Annotated in this window: 17 protein-coding genes; 13 read left to right on the plus strand and 4 right to left on the minus strand. The window is 41.7% G+C overall.

All coding sequences use genetic code 11. The features are described 5' to 3' along the window. Window positions 1-98 precede the first annotated feature (98 nt). Complete coding sequence (locus EES38_RS11845) at window positions 99-1,094, minus strand: BMP family lipoprotein (protein ID WP_124937407.1); 996 nt, start codon at window positions 1,092-1,094, stop codon at window positions 99-101. 552 nt (window positions 1,095-1,646) lie between these two features. Here EES38_RS11845 and EES38_RS11850 point away from each other — a divergent pair. The 3 genes from EES38_RS11850 (at window position 1,647) to deoD (ending at window position 4,621) form a co-directional block, all read left to right on the plus strand. Beyond that, window positions 1,647-2,909, plus strand: coding sequence for a NupC/NupG family nucleoside CNT transporter (locus EES38_RS11850; RefSeq protein WP_124937408.1), 1,263 nt, complete (start codon window positions 1,647-1,649; stop codon window positions 2,907-2,909). A gap of 173 nt (window positions 2,910-3,082) precedes the next feature. After that, window positions 3,083-3,859, plus strand: coding sequence for a deoxyribose-phosphate aldolase (gene deoC / locus EES38_RS11855; RefSeq protein WP_124937409.1), 777 nt, complete (start codon window positions 3,083-3,085; stop codon window positions 3,857-3,859). A gap of 42 nt (window positions 3,860-3,901) precedes the next feature. Continuing rightward, window positions 3,902-4,621, plus strand: a complete 720-nt coding sequence (gene deoD / locus EES38_RS11860; RefSeq protein ID WP_124937410.1) for a purine-nucleoside phosphorylase — start codon at window positions 3,902-3,904, stop codon at window positions 4,619-4,621. 51 nt (window positions 4,622-4,672) lie between these two features. Here deoD and EES38_RS11865 read toward each other — a convergent pair whose 3' ends face one another. Beyond that, the gene (locus tag EES38_RS11865) at window positions 4,673-5,287 is read right to left on the minus strand and encodes a YtjB family periplasmic protein (protein ID WP_124937411.1); all 615 of its coding nucleotides are present in this window, start codon (window positions 5,285-5,287) and stop codon (window positions 4,673-4,675) included. Between the two features lie 100 nt (window positions 5,288-5,387). Here EES38_RS11865 and serB point away from each other — a divergent pair, with 100 nt between their 5' ends. After that, a complete protein-coding gene (gene serB / locus EES38_RS11870; RefSeq protein WP_124937412.1) occupies window positions 5,388-6,368 on the plus strand; it encodes a phosphoserine phosphatase in 981 nt (326 codons plus the stop codon). A gap of 58 nt (window positions 6,369-6,426) precedes the next feature. On the opposite strand, the gene EES38_RS11875 is transcribed toward serB, so the two are convergent. Continuing rightward, window positions 6,427-8,772, minus strand: a complete 2,346-nt coding sequence (locus tag EES38_RS11875; protein ID WP_124937500.1) for a PilZ domain-containing protein — start codon at window positions 8,770-8,772, stop codon at window positions 6,427-6,429. Between the two features lie 139 nt (window positions 8,773-8,911). Here EES38_RS11875 and radA point away from each other — a divergent pair, with 139 nt between their 5' ends. Together radA and fusA are read left to right on the plus strand one after the other, a co-directional pair. Beyond that, window positions 8,912-10,291 (plus strand): DNA repair protein RadA, encoded by a 1,380-nt coding sequence (radA, locus tag EES38_RS11880; protein WP_124937413.1) that lies wholly within the window; start codon window positions 8,912-8,914, stop codon window positions 10,289-10,291. A 200-nt stretch (window positions 10,292-10,491) separates the two neighbouring features. Next, a complete protein-coding gene (gene fusA, locus EES38_RS11885; RefSeq protein WP_124937414.1) occupies window positions 10,492-12,576 on the plus strand; it encodes an elongation factor G in 2,085 nt (694 codons plus the stop codon). A gap of 72 nt (window positions 12,577-12,648) precedes the next feature. Here the strand turns inward: fusA and EES38_RS11890 are convergent, their stop codons facing one another. Further along, window positions 12,649-13,404: a helix-turn-helix domain-containing protein gene (locus EES38_RS11890; protein ID WP_124937415.1), complete on the minus strand. Its 756-nt coding sequence runs from the start codon at window positions 13,402-13,404 to the stop codon at window positions 12,649-12,651. A 389-nt stretch (window positions 13,405-13,793) separates the two neighbouring features. Here EES38_RS11890 and EES38_RS11895 point away from each other — a divergent pair, with 389 nt between their 5' ends. The 7 genes from EES38_RS11895 to EES38_RS11925 all read left to right on the plus strand — a co-directional run bounded on the left by EES38_RS11895 (window position 13,794) and on the right by EES38_RS11925 (window position 19,710). After that, complete coding sequence (locus tag EES38_RS11895) at window positions 13,794-13,997, plus strand: Flp family type IVb pilin (protein WP_124937416.1); 204 nt, start codon at window positions 13,794-13,796, stop codon at window positions 13,995-13,997. 92 nt (window positions 13,998-14,089) lie between these two features. After that, window positions 14,090-14,617, plus strand: a complete 528-nt coding sequence (locus EES38_RS11900; protein WP_124937417.1) for a prepilin peptidase — start codon at window positions 14,090-14,092, stop codon at window positions 14,615-14,617. Window positions 14,618-14,627: 10 nt separating this feature from the next. Next, on the plus strand, window positions 14,628-15,956 hold the full coding sequence (locus tag EES38_RS11905) for a DUF8689 domain-containing protein (protein WP_124937418.1): 1,329 nt from the start codon (window positions 14,628-14,630) through the stop codon (window positions 15,954-15,956). A 3-nt stretch (window positions 15,957-15,959) separates the two neighbouring features. After that, window positions 15,960-16,706 carry a Flp pilus assembly protein CpaB gene (gene cpaB / locus EES38_RS11910; RefSeq protein ID WP_124937419.1) on the plus strand — a complete coding sequence of 249 codons (747 nt, stop codon included), beginning with the start codon at window positions 15,960-15,962 and terminating at the stop codon, window positions 16,704-16,706. Between the two features lie 7 nt (window positions 16,707-16,713). Then, a complete protein-coding gene (locus EES38_RS11915; RefSeq protein WP_124937420.1) occupies window positions 16,714-18,186 on the plus strand; it encodes a type II and III secretion system protein family protein in 1,473 nt (490 codons plus the stop codon). 9 nt (window positions 18,187-18,195) lie between these two features. Continuing rightward, window positions 18,196-18,453: a hypothetical protein gene (locus tag EES38_RS11920; protein ID WP_124937421.1), complete on the plus strand. Its 258-nt coding sequence runs from the start codon at window positions 18,196-18,198 to the stop codon at window positions 18,451-18,453. Window positions 18,454-18,462: 9 nt separating this feature from the next. Beyond that, window positions 18,463-19,710: a pilus assembly protein TadG-related protein gene (locus EES38_RS11925; RefSeq protein ID WP_124937422.1), complete on the plus strand. Its 1,248-nt coding sequence runs from the start codon at window positions 18,463-18,465 to the stop codon at window positions 19,708-19,710.

The following is a 19,710-nucleotide window of genomic DNA, read 5'->3' on the forward strand; positions in this document are numbered from 1 at the left end:
ACCTTAAAAGATAATAGTAAAAGTTAGTTGTCTTTACACAGCATAGCGCCGCTGTTTCCAGCGGCGCTCAATAGAAAATTAAGCGAATAAATACAGGCTTAATAGATACAGGTATTATCACTCATGTAGTCATGAACACTGATTTTTCCTGAGATAATGTCTTTTTTAAGGCCATCCATATACGTTTTTAAATCGGCTGAAATGAGAGACTCGTTATTTTTGTCTAGAGCCCAATCAACTGAATTTTCTTTTAGGCCGAGTACTTTTATGCCTGGTTTCCAGTCACCTTTAATTTCCTCTTCCCAACTGTCTTTTGCTGCTTTACCTACTAATTTAACCATTGAGGTCAGCATGGTTCCTGGATGCAGATGGTTTTGGTTTGAATCCACACCGATAGCGTATTTGCCCGCATCTGCTGCTGCTTGATAAACGCCAAGTCCTGTACCGCCTGCTGCTGCGTAAATAATATCCGCACCCTGAGAAAATTGCGACTTAGCTAATTCAGAACCTTTTGCTGGATCCGAAAACGCAGCTGGGGTTGAACCTGTCATATTTTCTAATACTTTAATATCAGGAACTGCGTACTTAGCACCTTGCACATAACCACATTCGAACTTACGAATTAGGGGGATATCCATACCGCCGACGAAACCGATAGTTCCTGATTTAGAATACTTAGCTGCGAGTGCGCCGACCAAGAATGAACCTTCCTGTTCTTTGAATACAACAGATTGAACGTTAGGTTTGTCGACGACCATATCTAAGATGGTAAAGTGAATATTTGGAAATTCTGTAGCGACTTTCTCGACAGCTGAACCCATGTTGAAGCCAACTGCAACGATTGGGCTAAAGCCACGACTAGCAAGGCGTCGAAGACCTTGTTCACGTTGGGCTTCGTTTTGAGGTTCAAATTCTCGAACCTTAACACCTTCGGCTTCCATCGGCTTTACACCGTTTTGGAACACGGCTTCGTTAAATGATTTATCAAATTTACCGGCTGTATCGTAAATAACAGCAGGTTTTGCATCTGCTAACGCATAAAAAGATGAAATAGATAAAGCTAGTGTGGAGAGTGTTAGTATTGTTTTTTTCACCGGATATTCCCTTTATTGCACTGCTACTATGGTTGTCTTCAAACCGCTAAAGACGGCGAATCATTAATCACAAGGTATTTTATCTATCCCTTGCAAAAATAAAATCGAGTTACTCACATCGAATGGCTTTTTCTAACCAGTTTTTGATTTAACCCAAACTTTAATGTTAATTATTTGTGAATCATAAAGCGAAAGGAGCATAAACTAAATGATTTTTTGTGAAGTTTGTTGGTGTTTTATGGGTAATATTTCGTAACTTTTATACTAAATGTGATGAATGTCTGACTTGTTTCTATATTGTTAAAGGTGCGAGGCGGTAGGTTGTTTTGTGTAACAATGGACAATACATCGTGAGTCGGTGAGCCAAATATGCAATTTACTGATTAACTTACTGGTCAGTTATTTGTGATATATGTCACAAAATCAAATGTACCAATGACATTTGATCATATATTAGTTTTGTTTATATCACTTTTTGTTTGACTGCCTATATAATCGCCCGCCGAAATTAAATGTTGACCAGTTGGTTTAAATTTAGCCTGTGGAGAATGTATGGGTATAGTAATGAGTATTGTGGGAATGGCTGTCCTGATTGGATTGGCGGTTCTCCTTTCAGATAATCGTAAAGCGATTAATTTGCGCACGGTGGGTGGTGCATTTGCTGTACAGTTTTTACTGGGTGGCTTTATCCTGTACGTTCCATGGGGAAGAGATCTTCTTGCTAGTGTGTCGAAGGGGATTCAGCACGTTATTGATTACGGCAAAGATGGCGTTGGCTTTCTATTTGGTAGCTTGGTCAACTTCTCAGTAGAAGGTATTGGGTTTATCTTTGCATTTCAAGTTCTGCCTGCGGTTGTATTTTTCTCTGCGTTGATTTCTGTACTTTATTATATCGGAGTCATGCAGTGGGTTATCCGCATTATTGGTGGCGGCTTGCAAAAAGCACTTGGAACTTCTCGAGCGGAATCTATGTCTGCTGCAGCCAACATTTTCGTTGGTCAAACTGAAGCACCTCTTGTTGTGCGTCCTTTTATTGCGAGAATGACTGACTCTGAGCTGTTTGCCATTATGTGTGGTGGATTGGCATCTATTGCGGGTAGTGTCCTTGCTGGATATGCTGCGATGGGGGTTCCTTTAGAATACTTGGTTGCAGCTTCCTTTATGGCAGCACCTGGTGGTCTTCTTTTTGCCAAATTAATGAAACCAGAATCTGAAAAGCCTCAAGATGAGTATGATGCTTCGGCTAATGATGATGAAGAACAACCTGCTAACGTTATTGATGCGGCGGCTGGTGGTGCTTCTGTTGGTATGCAGTTAGCTCTGAATATTGGCGCAATGTTACTGGCCTTCATAGGACTGATTGCTTTGGTTAACGGTATTCTTGGCGGCGTTGGTGGCTGGATTGGTCAACCTAACCTGAGTCTCGATATCATTCTTGGTTGGGTTTTCTCTCCTCTTGCATACATTATTGGTGTTCCTTGGTCTGAAGCGACAACTGCAGGTGCATTTATCGGTCAGAAAATTGTGATGAATGAGTTTGTTGCTTATTCAAACTTCATTCCTTACATTGGAGATCAGGCACAAGTTGTTGCTGCTACTGGTCAGGCTATGTCTGATAAAACTCAGGCCATTATTGCTTTTGCTTTATGTGGTTTTGCGAATATTTCATCGTTAGCTATTCTGCTCGGTGGTTTAGGGGGAATGGCTCCTTCTCGTCGTAAAGATATTGCACGTATGGGTATTATGGCTGTTGTCGCTGGTACATTGTCTAATCTCATGGCGGCGACAATCGCAGGCTTATTCTTATCCCTGTAATGTATTGATTGTTAGATTTGAAAGCCCTTTTGGTGAATACCTGAAGGGCTTTTTCTTTTTTGGTAAAAAAGAGTGAGAGGCCAACCGATTGCGTACAGGTTCTCTTTTGAATGTGAGCCAGAACACAGTAAGCTAATCTGTAGTTGGAAATAAATAATATTGGGATGAGTAAAATGAGTGAGTTGAAGCTGGTCGCTAAGCAGGCGCTATCATTGATGGATTTAACCAGTCTGAATGAGAATGATACTGTTGAGACAATTGAAGCACTGTGTATGAAAGCAAACACTCAAGCAGGATTACCTGCCGCTATTTGTATTTACCCACAATTTATTGCAGTGGCTAAACGACGTTTGAATGAATTAGGTATTGGATACCTTCCAGTTGCTACCGTAACTAACTTTCCTGAGGGTAGCGATGATATTGTGCTTGCCGTGATGGAAACAGAGCAAGCGATACAGGTGGGTGCGGATGAAGTGGATGTTGTGTTTCCATACCGAGCGCTAATTGATGGAGATACAGCAACTGGATTTGAGTTGGTTAAACAATGTAAAGCTGCATGCCAAGGTAAGTTACTGAAAGTCATTATTGAAGTTGGTGAACTTAAAGAAGAAATTCTGATTAAGCAGGCTAGCCGTATTGCAATAGAAGCCGGAGCCGATTTTATCAAAACCTCAACAGGTAAAGTGGACGTTAATGCGACACCTGAGTTCGCCAGAATGATGTTGGAAACGATCAAAGAACTTGGAGTGGAAGACCGCGTTGGCTTTAAAGCAGCGGGCGGAGTGAAGACGGCAGAAGACGCCCAAGTGTATCTAGACATGGCGAAGGAAATGTTTGGTGATAGTTGGGTTGCACCTCAACATTATCGTTTTGGCGCATCAAGCTTATTGTCTAATTTACTCAAAGAGTTGGATGTCGCAGCAGTAGACGAATCACACACAAATTATTAATTTAGTAATAGTAAAGATAGAAACTTCAAATGAGGAGAAGTTATGGCTACGCCACATATTAACGCAGAACCTGGTGATTTCGCTGATGTTGTATTAATGCCAGGTGACCCGTTAAGAGCTAAGTATATTGCAGAGACCTTTCTTGAAGATGCCGTTCAGGTGTGTGATGTGAGAAATATGTACGGTTTTACAGGTACTTACAAAGGCAGGAAAGTATCGGTAATGGGCCATGGGATGGGGATTCCATCTTGTTCAATCTATACCACTGAATTAATCAAAGATTTTGGGGTTAAGAAGATCATTCGCGTCGGTAGTTGTGGAGCCGTAAATACCGATATTAAATTACGCGATGTAGTGATTGGTATGGGTGCATGTACTGATTCCAAAGTTAACCGTCTGCGTTTTAAAGATCACGATTTTGCAGCTATCGCTGACTATCACATGGTAAAAGCGGCAGAAGAAGCGGCGAAACAGCGTGGTATTGATGTAAAAATTGGCAACCTATTTTCAGCTGAGCTGTTTTATACACCCGATCCCAGCATGTTTGACGTGATGGATAAATATGGAGTCGTCGGAGTAGAAATGGAAGCTGCTGGTATTTATGGTGTTGCAGCGGAATATGGTGCCAAGGCATTAGCAATTTGTACCGTATCAGATCACATTAAAACGGGGGAGCAGACAACCTCTCAAGAGCGCCAGACTACATTTAATGATATGGTTCTTATTGCGCTCGATTCTATTCTACTTGGCGATAAGCAGTAGTTAGTAAGTTTTATATGCGAAAAGAGCAGAACGAATTCTGCTCTTTTTCTATTAAGGCGTTGTATTTTTAAGTAGCCAGTTTTCCATTTTCCTATGTCGATGACGACGTTTCTGAATCAACAGCGTGATCAATACACCACTAATAAAGCTCACTAGAATCATGAGGTACATGTAACGGTCACTTTTACGATAATGGTGATCCGATATTGCCGTCACCTTGCCCGTTTCGAAAGTAATCCGAATAAATCCCATAATACTGCCATCGTGAATAATCGGTTCGACTAATTGCTGTCTACCAATATTCGCTGCCTGTAATGGTGCATCTAGACCCAGAATATCTCTGACACTTAACGCAGAGTCACTTTTTGCCAATTGAATACCTTCGTTGTCATAAATCGAGGCATCAAATACCAATCTGTCTTTTGCCAGTTGGTTGGTAAATTCAGTCAACTTGTCCTGATCCTGTTCAATTAATAGTGAACGGGCTGTTAGGGCTGCTTGAGAAATCAATAGCTTAGTTAGGGTTTCTAATTGATTAGCTTGAATTTTTTCATTGCCTTTACTGATCATGACACTGTTTTGCGCAGTGAAAAAGAACATTGCCAGCACCATTAGAATAGCGGCAATGCGCAAAACGAATTTGAATGAAAAAAGAGAGCCGTCCATATTAAAAATCCAAATAAATTGAATAAAGGCAATATTGAGACTTGCCTTTATAAATTGCAATAGGGTAAGTTCATGGAACATCAATAAAGGGTGAAATTACATGGATGCATTGAAGACGTTGCCAATTCATAAACACACTAGTCTAATTAAGCGTATATCGAGATTATCGGTAGCGACATCTCTGGATCGCGAGAATGCGAACTGGATAGTATTTGGAAATAAACTTAACGAAGCACATTTCGAGTGTATGGATTTTTACACTGGAACATTCAACTTGGTAGTTGATGCGTGGAAAGTAGGGCAATATGAAGTTGCGCTAATGGCGGGAAATCTTTCTCCGCTGCATGAAGAAATCTTACAAACATTAGAGCTTGATTATGCCGATATCTGGGATGTGCCCGATTTAACGGTTCCGGGATTAGTGCTAATGGATATGGATTCAACAGCAATTCAGATTGAATGCATTGATGAAATAGCGAAGTTAGCCGGCGTTGGTGATGAAGTTGCTGAAGTGACTGAACGCGCGATGCAGGGCGAATTAGACTTTGAACAGAGTCTGCGTCAACGCGTTGGTAAACTTGCCGGAGCTGACGAAAGTATTCTTGAGCAAGTGCGTAGCACACTGCCGTTTATGCCTGACCTTGAAGCATTAGTCGCGACACTCAAAGCTCTTGGGTGGAAAGCGGCGATTGCGTCTGGCGGTTTTACCTACTTCTCCGATTTTCTTAAAGAAACCTTATCGCTCGATTATGCTCAGTCCAATACATTAGAAATTGTGGATGGAAAATTAACCGGGAAAGTGCTTGGCGATGTCGTTTCAGCACAAACGAAAGCCGATATCTTGGTGAAACTTGCTCAAGATTTCTCACTCCCAACATCAAATACCGTTGCTGTCGGCGATGGTGCAAACGACTTAGTGATGATGGAAGCAGCTGGGCTTGGTATCGCTTATCATGCCAAACCAAAAGTTGAAGCAAGAGCGCAAACATCGGTACGCTTTTCAGCGTTAGGTGGCGTCCTGTGTATTCTCTCTGCGGGACTTGCTAAACAGGGCAAACTGTCTTGGCAGAAAAGAGCTTAGGTAAGACTAAGTAGAGAGAATAAATAACAATAGTGACAGGGGCGTAGATGTCCCTGTGCTATGTATTCAACTCCAGTCTAATCAACACTTCTTCAGTAATGTCCGTTATCTGTGCGTAACCGGCCAGATTACTAATTTCCTTCTCCAAGCTTTTACCATGATATGAGCTCAGTTGGGTCAGTTCATGCAGATCTTTTTTGAGGAGCGAGGTCATCGGGTTAAAAATGGGCAGTCCCACAATTCGTAAAACAAAGATGTCGCCAAATAAAGAGGCATCTCTAAGGAAGGAAATCCTTTCCTGAGTCGATTCGAAGTCACTCCTTATCCTTGTATCAACCGATTGGATTCTTGCGCCAAACTTACGAACAGAAATATAAATCTCGTTGTAGACTGGTTTAGCATTATCAATACGTTTCATGGGGGTCGCTAACAGTGTATTCGTGTGGCCTCGAAAAATCGGTTCTAGTGAGAGCTTTTGATCCGACCCCAATTTGGCTAATAGCATAAGATAAGGCTCGAGAGGATAGGTAACACCGATAGCTTTAGTGCTTAGCGTTGCTCCTTTTCTTTCGACAAAGATTGGAGCGCACACCACATTGCTAAGCAATATATCGTGAAAGCTTTCTAGTAATCCTTCATTTGGCAAAAGCTCTTTGATTTCAGAAAGACGATCAAGATTGCTTTCGATCAGTTTATTCAGAAACGCGATAATTTTTACCGTTGCACTAGAATCATCCATGACCAACTGTAATTGTGTTCCACCGTCGTCCGTGCGTAGAACCGTGTAAGGAACATGTTCTAATGAAACTGTTTTGGAGTAGCCTTTTAATTCGAGAAAGTGGACGTGTACTTTATCTTCCGCTTTTAATTCAGATGGCGCATTCAGTACGACACTCAAGCCTCTTTTAGAAATATCTTTGGTATTGCCTTTGAGAATGGCCGTTTCACCAAATTTGATTTCAATGGGTGAGTTTAAGTTGTATCTAGGCTCTTTTCTTTGTGAGCGCGTATCATAGAATATAGAGAAGGGCTTACCTGTTTGTTGCCTAGATTGGCGATAAGCATTGAGTTCTGAGGGGGGAATCCGCGGTTTATCGACAAATAGATAGTCACTTGCAGCCTCGGGAGTATTGATCTCCTGCAGTATTCCCATGTGGGTTAGTGGAAACAAGTGGTGCTCTAACTCTTCAGACTTTTCACTCAGTGATGCTTTGTCTTCGTCAGTCAGCTCAAACACGGATAAACGAAAAACGCGCCACGAATCGCGTTTAGCCCCAAGGTGCCAAAACAATTTTCTTTCCTGTGGCGTTCCCTCGGTACGTATCATTGAAAAGAAGAGTTTTTTCTCTTTGTGCATATGTTGAAATGCGTAGACTGTCGCCGAAGTTCCTTTTGTTCCTGGTTTGGTTAAAAACTCCATTCTCTGACTATTAAACAAACCACCTAGAGACTGCTGATTACGCTCATCGTGCCAGTATTTCCAAATATGACGGTTGGATTCAGTTAACAGAACTGCTTTTATTTCGTCTTTATTAAACAGTATGGGTAACTGGCACGCATGTTTGAGGAAAATATGTTCGAATGCCCTAGTTCTGGCCCGAACAATTTTATCTTGATTGTTGTGGCGACTTTTCTGTGTTTCGCTAATCAGGCTTTCATCGATCACTTTTTCTATGACGTCTGAGTCTGTCACTTTAAGCGTACGCAAAAATTTCACCGAATCATTTTCGTAGGACTCATCGATACCTAGTATGCGATATTCTATTGGCTCATCGATTCCTTCCACCTCAGATTCAGTCATGAGTTGTATGAACCGAATTGAGATTGTTTCACCAAGTTTGTATTTGAAAGTCGCAGGGACTTTGAACCGAGCACCCGATGGAGATAAGTCCATCGTTACGGCATTAATTTTTTCTGCGCGCGAGTTTGAGATTTCTATCTGTGATGACAACTTGAGACGATTCTCTTTGCGTTTTAGGTCGTATCCAAGCTGTACAGATTCTACTTCAAACGGGATCGAAGTATTAGTTGCGGTTGTTTTTGGGGCCTGACCTTTTTCTCGCATAATGCGAAAGTTGTTACGCGTGTTATACAGAGCTTCCCAAACACCTTCAGTGTAGCCACCGTATTTTTTTACGAATTTGTGATAGTCATTAAAGGCAACATCATCAAGCCAGTGTGTTCTACCTGCTAATTTATATTCTCTGCATTCACCTTGGACTCGTCCTCTAAGATCGACATCTTTAGCACAGGGTTCCATTACTCGGTTCAGTTCCATCTTGACCAATAATTTGACAGACGGGGACAACCCCTCTGTCAATTGTGACAAAAGGTGCTCAAAATCCTCAGAGTGATAGGCTGGAATCAGTTTTTCTGCTAGAGAAAGAATTTCTGGCTGCTGCATATTTTTGGTAACGTTAGACTCTCTATCTGATATCGTCTCTAATAAGACTATCTTTAGCGGCTCATTGTTATATTTCAAACTAATAATAGATGGAAGTTCAAAGTGAGTCACACAATTATTGTTCTCAGTAAGAGGTAACATGGCGAAAGTAAAAAGAGCCTATGTATGTAATGACTGTGGTGCAGACTATCCGCGCTGGCAAGGGCAGTGCAGTGCATGTGGTGCTTGGAACACGATTTCTGAAATCAGACTAGCGGCATCCCCAACCGTTGCTCGCAATGAAAGATTAACAGGATATGCAGGTTCTGTTTCAGAAACAAAAGTACAAACCCTATCTGATATTGATCTGCAGGAAGTTCCTCGAGTATCAAGTGGCTTTAAAGAGCTTGATCGGGTATTGGGCGGTGGTATTGTTCCTGGCGCCGCTATTTTGATTGGCGGAAACCCAGGGGCGGGTAAGTCAACTCTGCTCTTACAAACCATGTGTTATCTCGCTTCGCAAATGCCAACGTTGTATGTCACTGGGGAAGAGTCATTACAGCAGGTTGCGATGAGAGCTTCTCGTCTGGGATTGCCGAAGGATAATCTTAAAATGTTATCCGAGACGAATGTCGATCGTATCTGTCAGGTGGCAGAGAAAGAGAAGCCGAAAATATTAGTCGTTGACTCTATTCAGGTGATGCATGTTGCGGATGTTCAGTCCTCTCCGGGCAGTGTCGCTCAAGTTAGAGAGTCCGCAACAGCACTTACGCGTTATGCTAAGCAGAATAATGTCGCGGTTTTCATTGTAGGGCATGTGACGAAAGATGGTACATTAGCCGGCCCCAAAGTATTGGAACACATCATCGATTGTTCGGTATTACTTGATGGTGGTACTGACAGCCGTTTTCGTACGCTTCGCAGTCACAAAAACCGTTTTGGCGCAGTCAATGAGCTAGGCGTGTTTGCAATGACCGGACATGGAATGAAAGAGGTGAGTAACCCTTCCGCGATATTTTTATCTCGGGGAGAAGAAGAAACCTCTGGAAGTTCAGTTATGGTCATTTGGGAAGGAACTCGTCCATTGCTGGTTGAAATTCAGGCTTTGGTTGATTATTCACAGCTTGCCAATCCTCGCCGCGTTGCGGTAGGTCTGGAGCAAAACCGACTATCACTGCTTCTTGCTGTATTGCATAAACATGGCGGTCTGCAGATGGCTGACCAAGATGTATTTGTCAATGTTGTCGGTGGAGTCAAGGTGACTGAGACTGCCGCTGACCTTGCTTTGGTGATGGCGTTACTCTCTAGTTTCCGCGACCGAGCTCTGCCCAAAGATGTGGTCATTTTTGGTGAAGTGGGACTGGCCGGAGAAATTCGCCCGGTACCTAGTGGTCAGGAGCGTTTGCATGAAGCCTTTAAGCATGGTTTCAGAAAAGCCATTATCCCTGCGGCTAATATGCCGAAAGGAGGTATCGATGGAATGCAAATACATCCGGTTAAAAAGCTTTCTGAGGCGATCTCTGCTTTCGAAGAATTATAGAGAAATTTGTTGAATAACTAGACAAATGGTAGGATGCACGCCAAGACTTTCTACTCATTATATAAAGTAGAAATGTTGGGCTATTATTACCCATCGACACACGAAAATAATTTTTAACCAAAATGTTCGCAGGGCTATCAGTATTGACAGATTATGATATACTCTGCGCGCACTTTATACCTTATTAACAGAGTAAGACAATGACTGACTTATCAAAATACAGAAACATTGGTATTTTCGCGCACGTTGATGCGGGTAAAACTACCACAACTGAGCGTATCCTAAAGCTTACCGGTATGATCCACAAAACTGGTGAAGTACACGATGGTGAATCTACTACAGACTTCATGGAACAGGAAGCTGAGCGTGGTATTACAATCCAGTCAGCTGCGGTAAGTTGTTTCTGGAAAGACCACCGTTTTAACGTTATCGACACCCCGGGACACGTTGACTTCACAGTTGAAGTTTACCGTTCTCTTAAAGTTCTTGACGGTGGTATTGGTGTATTCTGTGGTTCAGGTGGTGTTGAACCTCAATCTGAAACTAACTGGCGTTATGCTAACGAATCTGAAGTTTCACGTATCATCTTCGTTAACAAACTAGACCGTATGGGTGCAGATTTCTACCGTGTTGTTGATCAGGTGAAAAATGTTCTTGCTGCAACTCCGCTTGTTATGACTCTGCCTATCGGTATCGAAGAAAACTTCGTTGGTGTTGTTGATGTACTGACTCGTCAAGCGTACGTTTGGGATGACACTGGTCTTCCAGAAAACTACTCTATTCAAGAAGTTCCTGCAGACATGGTTGACGATGTTGAACAATATCGTGAAGAACTGATCGAAACTGCAGTTGAGCAAGACGACGACCTAATGATGGCGTACATGGAAGGCGAAGAACCTTCAATCGAAGACATCAAACGTTGTATCCGTAAAGGTACTCGTGACCTAGCATTCTTCCCAACATACTGTGGTTCTGCATTTAAGAACAAAGGTGTTCAGCTTGTTCTTGACGCTGTTGTTGATTACTTACCAGCTCCAACTGAAGTTGATCCTCAACCACTTATGGACGAAGAAGGCAACGAAACTGGCGAACACGCTATCGTTTCTGCTGAAGAATCATTCAAAGCGCTTGCATTCAAAATCATGGATGACCGTTTTGGCGCTCTAACTTTCGTTCGTATTTACTCTGGTAAACTGAACAAAGGCGACACCATCCTTAACTCGTTCACTGGTAAAACAGAGCGTGTTGGCCGTATGGTTGAAATGCAAGCGAATGATCGTAAAGAACTGACTAGCGCACAAGCGGGTGACATTATCGCTATCGTTGGTATGAAAAACGTTCAAACTGGTCACACTCTATGTGATCCTAAGCACCCATGTACTCTTGAGCCAATGGTGTTCCCAACTCCAGTTATCGAAATCGCTGTTAAGCCTAAAGATAAAAACGGTTCTGAGAAAATGGGTATCGCGATCGGTAAAATGGTTGCAGAAGATCCATCATTCCAGGTTGAAACTGATGAAGATTCAGGTGAAACAATCCTGAAAGGTATGGGTGAACTTCACCTAGATATCAAAGTGGATATCCTGAAACGTACTTACGGCGTTGAGCTAGAAGTAGGTAAACCACAGGTAGCTTACCGTGAAACTATCACTAAAGCAGTTGAAGATAGCTACACGCATAAGAAACAGTCTGGTGGTTCTGGTCAATTCGGTAAGATCGATTACCGCATCAAACCAGGTGAGCCAAACTCAGGTTTCACGTTCAAATCAACAGTTGTTGGTGGTAACGTACCTAAAGAATTCTGGCCTGCAGTAGAGAAAGGTTTCGCATCAATGATGGGTGAGGGTGTTCTTGCTGGATTCCCAACTCTAGATGTTGAAGTTGAACTGTTTGACGGTGGCTTCCACGCAGTTGACTCATCTGCAATCGCATTTGAAATCGCAGCGAAAGGCGCATTCCGTCAGTCTATGCCTAAAGCAGGCGCTCAACTTCTTGAGCCTATCATGCACGTAGACGTGTTCTCACCAGAAGATAACGTTGGTGACGTTATCGGTGACCTTAACCGTCGTCGTGGTATGATCAAAAACCAAGAAGCTGGTGCAACTGGTGTTCGTATTAAAGCAGACGTTCCTCTATCAGAAATGTTTGGCTACATCGGTCACCTACGTACAATTACTTCAGGTCGTGGTCAGTTCTCTATGGAATTTGAACGCTACTCTGCATGTCCGGCAAACGTTGCTGAGCAAGTAATTGCTGAAGAAAAAGCGAAAAAAGCAGCTAAGTAATTTAAATTAACTTAGTTAGCATTTAAATGAAAACAAGGACCTTACAGGTCCTTGTTTTTTTTGATTAAGACTTTATGAGATGTTGATATCCGCTTGCGCTCTATATTGTTGAGGCGTTAAACCTGTGCGCTTTTTAAATATACGTGAAAAGTAGGATATGTCGTGATAACCACATTGATAGGCAATAGACGCTATCTTCTCTTTATTGGATGGAACAAGCAACGTTTTAGCCAGTGCTACTCTTTTGTTAATAATATAGTCCTGAAAGCTCATACCCATGTATGAATGAAATTGTTTAGAGAAGTAGCACTCTGAGCAGTGCATCTTCTTGGCCATCTCTGACAAGATGATTTTTTCATGAATATTTTTATTGATGTACTCTATACTCTCACGCATTGATCTTTTCGCTGTTGTAGCATGACCCCTTACTATCATTTGGCTGGAAGTATCATTAATCTCTATATAGTGCTCTGAAGCAAGCTGGTAAATCTTACTAATTGCCTCTCCCTTTATTTTTAGTTCTGTTACGCTATAAGACTTAATAGTCTCAGAGTCTGCTAAGTTTGGTAAAGATTGATAGTCTTCATGCAAGATTATAAGTGGCTTATTCAGATTTGAGCATATCTTGATAGCGGCGGGCAGAATTGACTTCATTTCAACTCCCTTAGCGTAGAACACCGCAACTTTAAGATCTGGATTGGTTAGTTCCGATATATCTAGGTTCACTTCCCGAACATAAAATCTCTGATAGATCTGATGTCGAAGAAAATTTGGCATTTTTTCAATGTTACATCCAAACCAGTGAATGAGATATTTTTTACTTAGCATGCGTCTAACTCCGAGAATGGTTTTATTCTCACAATATTTTGCTATTTAAGTTTCTAGCCAGCATGTTAAGACGTTGTTTATTAGTGCTTATTTAATCATTTCCATAGTGAAACATTCAGTTATTTCATATATGAAGATGGATTAATATATCTGATTTTTGTATTTATTGGATGAGTATAATTTAGTCAATTTATCTGTTAGTGCAAGTTTATTGGTCGCCAAGTTTCATATTTTTATGAAGCAATATCTCATTAAAAATGTCGATCCATGTCATAAAAAATCAATAGTAAGACAAGAGAGTCCTATTGGGGTCGCTAATAGTCCTAACCGAATCAAATTGTGAGTCTTATAGTTCATTTACATTGTTCGAACAGCGTGGAGATGATGATATGAACAATTTTGTAGAGAAGTGTAAGGCCTTTTGGAAGGACGAGGAGGGGCTTACTGTTGTGGAATATGTGATTGGCGCTGGGCTACTGGTTGTAGCATTAACGGCCGTCTTTTCCACAATGAATACGAAGCTAACAACTAAGTTAAGTGCAATTATCGATAGTATCGGCTCTACGTCATCCTCAACATCCACAACTCCGTAAGAGTTAGAGGTAGACGTATTAATTAGAAGGCATATCTCCTTTTACTGATATGCCTACTCATATAAAGATTTATGACATGGTGGAATATTTAAATGTTAAGTAATATTTTTTATATTCTTATTCTAATTAATTTGTTCTATTTGACATTAACTGATTTAAGAAATTATCGAATACCTAATTCTGGGTTGATTTCATTATTTATTTTTTTACTTATTTTAAAAATATCAGATTACAGTGAATTTAGTTTTTTGTTTTTAGATTTTGTTCCTGCTGTTATTTTCTTTTTATTTGGATTTTTAATTTATTTATTTAATGGCATGTCTCCTGGGGATGTTAAATTTTTATTTGTTATAGGATTTCTTTTCGGTTATGAAAATATGCTTGAAGGAGCGTTTTTCGTTTCAACATCAATGGTTTTGATTGGTTTTTTCTACTATTTATTTTTTCTTTCAAACAAAATTTTATTTATCGATTTTTTGAAGCTTAGTTTTTCATTTTCGTGGATCGGCTACCAAAGCGTAAATGCTATTACCTCGTGGAGACGTGAAAGCACGAAAGCAATTCCCTTCGCGCCAATGGTTGTTTTTGGAGTGGCTCTTTTTCAATATTTAAATAGTTGAGATTTTAATAATGAATAGACAAGACCATCAGCACTTAACAGAATTAATGCCTCAGGCTTTAGCGCCGAAGGTCCCTACGTCTTTTAGTGAGTTAAATGTTCCAAGAACAGTAATGGAAAATTTATTATTGAAACAACTTTCAGCTTATCCCAAGTCTGATTTATTGACACTCACCAAGCTGATGGCGATTAGTAGTCATATGATAGAAGAGTTGCTTGGGGATTTGAGACGACGATCTCTGATAGAGGTATTTCAACCAGACTCGCGTGATACTCATATTTCTGGGGCTGTTCTGTATGCGCTTTCCAAAGAAGGAATTCAAGAGGCTGAGTACGCCTTTCGAAAAGATGCTTATCTTGGTCAGGCTCCCGTTAATCTTAGTGATTATTTTGCGATGGTTCAGTCCCAGGATATTCGAGAAAAACACATACAAAGAGATGAAGTGGTATTCGCTTTAAATGACGTCTTCGGTGCTGAGCGACTGATATCTGTACTTGGTCCTGCAATAAACTCCGGTCGTGCACTTTTACTCTACGGCGATGCAGGGACTGGGAAAACGTATGTCGCAACCCGACTACTCCGCTCGTTGAATACATCGGTATATGTACCTTACGCTGTTTTTGCCGCTGGGAATATCATTCGAATATTTTCTGCTCAGCATCATAAAAAGGTCAATCAGGTTGAACTGAGTTCTGCCTATTTAAAAGATAAGCATGATCCACGTTGGGCTCTTTGCGAGCGACCAAGTATTCAGGTTGGTGGTGAATTGACTATGGATATGCTGGAAGTGAATCACACCGAACATAATAGAGTGTGGCTGGCACCTGTACAGATGATGGCAAACAACGGGATTCTCATCATCGATGACTTGGGTCGACAGTCAATGCCTGTGGCGAAGCTATTAAACCGTTGGATTGTGCCAATGGAATATCAATATGATTATCTGACACTTCCTAATGGACAGCAGATTTCGGTTCCTTTTGTATTAACTCTTGCCTTTTCAACCAATTTGGATCCCGAAAAAATTGGCGACCCTGCCTTTCTCAGACGGCTCGGCTATAAAATCCAGTTTGAACCGCTAAGAAAAGACGAATATCAGGCGCTTTGGGAGCTTACCGCTGATGTCAAAACGCTAAACATACCCGAGGAAACCTTTCAAACCTTGTATCAACTGCATGAAAAAAATGGCATGGGATTCTACCCATGTTTGCCAAAAGACTTGATTGGTATCAGTCGAGATATTCTGGTCTTTGAAGATGCAAATCCAACAATTACACCAGACGTTTTACAACAAGCTTGGCACGTCTACTTTACGAAAGATGGTAACGGAGGGAGGTAGGAGATGAGCCGTGGTCAAATCTTTTTATTACTGATCTTGTCTGTTCTTTTTGGTTTAGGGGCCGTTTTCTTTGCCAAGAAATGGATGGATGATCAGATACAACCTCAAGTCGAGGTTGAAGTTGTTGAAAGAGAGCCTGTTGCTGTCGCCAGTATTGATATTCCTGCAGGTACTGTGATTGAGGAACAACACCTAAGTTTAAAGTTGCTCGAAAAAGCATGGCGTAACGAATTTCAGTTCTCAGCTAAGGAAGACCTAGTAGGACGTGTCGCTGGAACCGATATCTTCGCTCAGGAAATCATTATGCAACCTAACTTAGCTCCGGAAGGCGAGGGCTCTACTCTGGCGCAACTTATTCCAGAAGACAAACGAGCGGTAACGATTCGAGTTAATGATGTTATTGGCGTTGCGGGCTTTCTATTGCCGGGTAATCGTGTCGATGTACTCAACACAATTAAGTATGGCTCTCGTTCAGCGAATACTCTAACAGTACTTAAGGACATAAAAGTTTTGGCAGTTGACCAAACGGCACGAACAAATGATAACCGTCCCATTATTGTAAGGGCCGTAACACTAGAAGTCTCCCCTATGGATGCAGAGCGATTACTTTCTGCAAAAAGCAAAGGCGACATTCAGCTTTCATTACGTAATCCTCAGGCAAAAGATCCCGTGGTTAAACGGACATACAGAGCGCCTAGCGTAACCATTCTCAAAGGGACTGAAGCTTCCAACATTAAGGTTCAAGAGTGAGGTAAGCATGAAAAATTTAATGATTGTTATCACTATTCTAATGTTGTGGAGTGGCGGACCTTTGGCTGCTATGCAGACAGGAAAAGTTATTCAGGTGCCTCATCATAAATCGGCTTTTGTTCAGCTATCGGGTAAGGCTAAACGCGTTTCTCTCGGGGATCCCAGTGTATTAGACATTGTAATGATGAAGTCTGATGAAGTTTTTCTTATTGGCAAAAGATTGGGGTCAACCAATTTGATGGCATGGGATCGTCGCGGCAACTTGATAGAAGCGATTGATATCGAAGTGACACATGACATTAATAGTCTCAAAGCCAAATTATTTGATTTTTTACCCAATGAGAAAATAGAAGTTCACAGTTCCCAAAATCGGATTGTTTTGGGGGGACAAGTCTCCTCTCAAGAGCGCATGATGATGGCGCTGAAAATCGCTGAAACTTACGCAGCAGGACGTGAAGCTGATAAGAGTACGGATTCTCGTAGTGAGGAGTCTAGCAAAACAAATGTGATTAATTTGATGTCTATTGGTGGCGCTCAACAGGTGATGTTGGAGGTTTCTGTTGCTGAAGTTCAAAGAAGTTTGGTCAGACGTTTTGGCGCAAACTTTAATTTCTTTGAAGGCAATGGCAAGTTTGGTTGGGGAGCTACCTCGATTGGTGGTGCTCTAGAGTCCGCGAGTGACTTGAGTTCAATCGGTACCATTTTTAATGATGCTACAGCTCAGAGTACTGGACTACTATCGACATTTCTTGATGGTGATACGCTATTCTCTATTGCATTGGATATAGCAAAAGAGAATGGCTCAGCTAAAATTTTAGCCGAACCCACATTGACGGCACTTAGCGGAGCTAAAGCGGAGTTTTTAGCAGGGGGCGAGTTTCCTATCCCAGTACCAAACGAAAATGGCATCACGATAGACTACAAAGAGTACGGTGTCGGCTTAAAATTTATTCCTACCATATTAAGTGACAAGAAAATCAATTTAAATTTGGCTGTTGATGTCAGTGAAGTGGCATCGGGAAGCACACTTAACTATTCGATAACGAACTCGAATGCTTCCTATTATATTCCTCCAGTCACTCGAAGAAGCGCGTCATCGACTCTAGAACTTGCTGATGGACAAACTATCGGGATAGCAGGAATGCTCAGTGAGAATGTTCGTGATTCCATCAGTAAAATTCCAGGTTTGGGCGACATTCCAGTTTTAGGTCAGCTGTTCCGCAGTCAGGAATACATATCAGGTGAAACCGAACTGGTGATATTAGTGACGCCTCATTTGGCAAAACCTATTGATAAATCGAAAGTGCGATTACCGACAGATGGTTATATAGAACCAAGCGATGTTCAGTATTACCTTCTGGGACAGGGGGCTTATATGACAGCACCGAATCGAGATAAACCGCTGGAACAGCAGGCGAGTGATAATTATGTCGACAGTTCAGATGGTGGTTCTGAGGGGGTGTTTGGTCATGATATGTGAGGAGAGCTTATGAAACTTAATATGATTGCAATATTCATGGCCTTGGGTATTTCTGGTGGTTGTGTTTCCGGTGATTATCAAGCGGGAGGATACGTGAATACTTTAATCGAACAGCAAACTTATAACCCGGATGCAGTAAGAGATAACCGAGATTTCTTGCCACAAGGAAGTGGTGAGCGAATGGAGAAAGCTTACACCACATACTCTGGTAAGTCTGGGGGTGAGCTCAATAGTGGAACTGAGAGCCGAGTTCTCGAAGGTTTATAAGGTGATGCGATGAGTCTGTTATCACGAAAACATTCGATGAGTTACCATTCGATGGCAAAACAAAAAGGTTTGACCGCGATATTTGTCACGGTGGCTTTTTTATTCCTCGTCGGAATTGCTGCTTTAGCTGTGGATGTTAATCACGCTTACATGAACAAATCTAAGCTTCAGAATAGTGTGGATGCCGCAGCGTTGTCTGCCGCGTTTTCCGTAGATAACAATGGCTCTATTGCTGATGCAGAACTCGCAGCGTTAAATACTCTTACTCAAATAGAGGGTTTCGAGGGTAACAGTGAACTCAGTACGATTAGAAATTATGTTTCTATAACGTTTAGTGATGATCCTACTAATTCAGCATCATTTGTTTCAGGGGGATCTTTCAGCTCTACAGCAGAGGCAATTTATGTGCGTGTGGCTGTTGCTCAATACCCGTTACGTAACTTTTTTGTGCAAGTCTTTAACTTAGAGAAATTCGTGTCAGCTAGTGCTGTCGCAGGACCCAGCGCGACCATCAATCCGCAGAACATTGTTCCAATTACTATCTGTCAGGGAGATAACCCGAGTACGCCTATTGGCTATGAGATTGGTGAAGTTTACGCGGTAAAATCAACAGATAACGAGCTTGGTAGCGGGAACTTTCAATTTCTTGATTTTGATGATAGTAGTGGTGCTAGCGACCTAAGTGAAAACTTGGCAGGAGCTTATGAAGGCAATATTTCACTGGGAGATATTGTCGTCACAGAACCTGGACAAAAAACGCAAAAGGTCATTAATGGAATTAATTCACGGCTTGGTACGGCAAGTAAAAACTCGGTCGATACTTCTGTCTACCCTTCTGATAAATATGTAAAAGAGCCAGACACACCAGCTTCACTGAATACTGATGGATCAGTGAATTATACCGATAGCTGGGGAGCTGATGAATACAGTACAGAGTTGACCGCTTGTGTTAACGGGGCAACCAATTCCGATTGCAGCAGTTATTACAAATCTTCAGGGGCATATAACAGGCGCATGCTAGTTGTTCCGATCGTGGATTGTTCGGGGGGGGTATCGGGAAAAAACAGTTTGGTTGTAACCGAGTTTGCTTGTTTCTTTCTACTTCAATCGATTGAGAAAAGTGGGTCATCATTTGAAATTTTTGGTGAATTTGTTGAATCCTGCCCGGTTATTGCGGGTGGGTATGATCCTGATAACGGTGGTGATGGTCAGTACAGAATAGTGCTGTTCAATGATCCATTGAGTGAGGGGTCATAG

The organism is Vibrio viridaestus, assembly GCF_003856525.1.
In the GTDB taxonomy this organism is placed as follows: domain Bacteria; phylum Pseudomonadota; class Gammaproteobacteria; order Enterobacterales; family Vibrionaceae; genus Vibrio; species Vibrio viridaestus.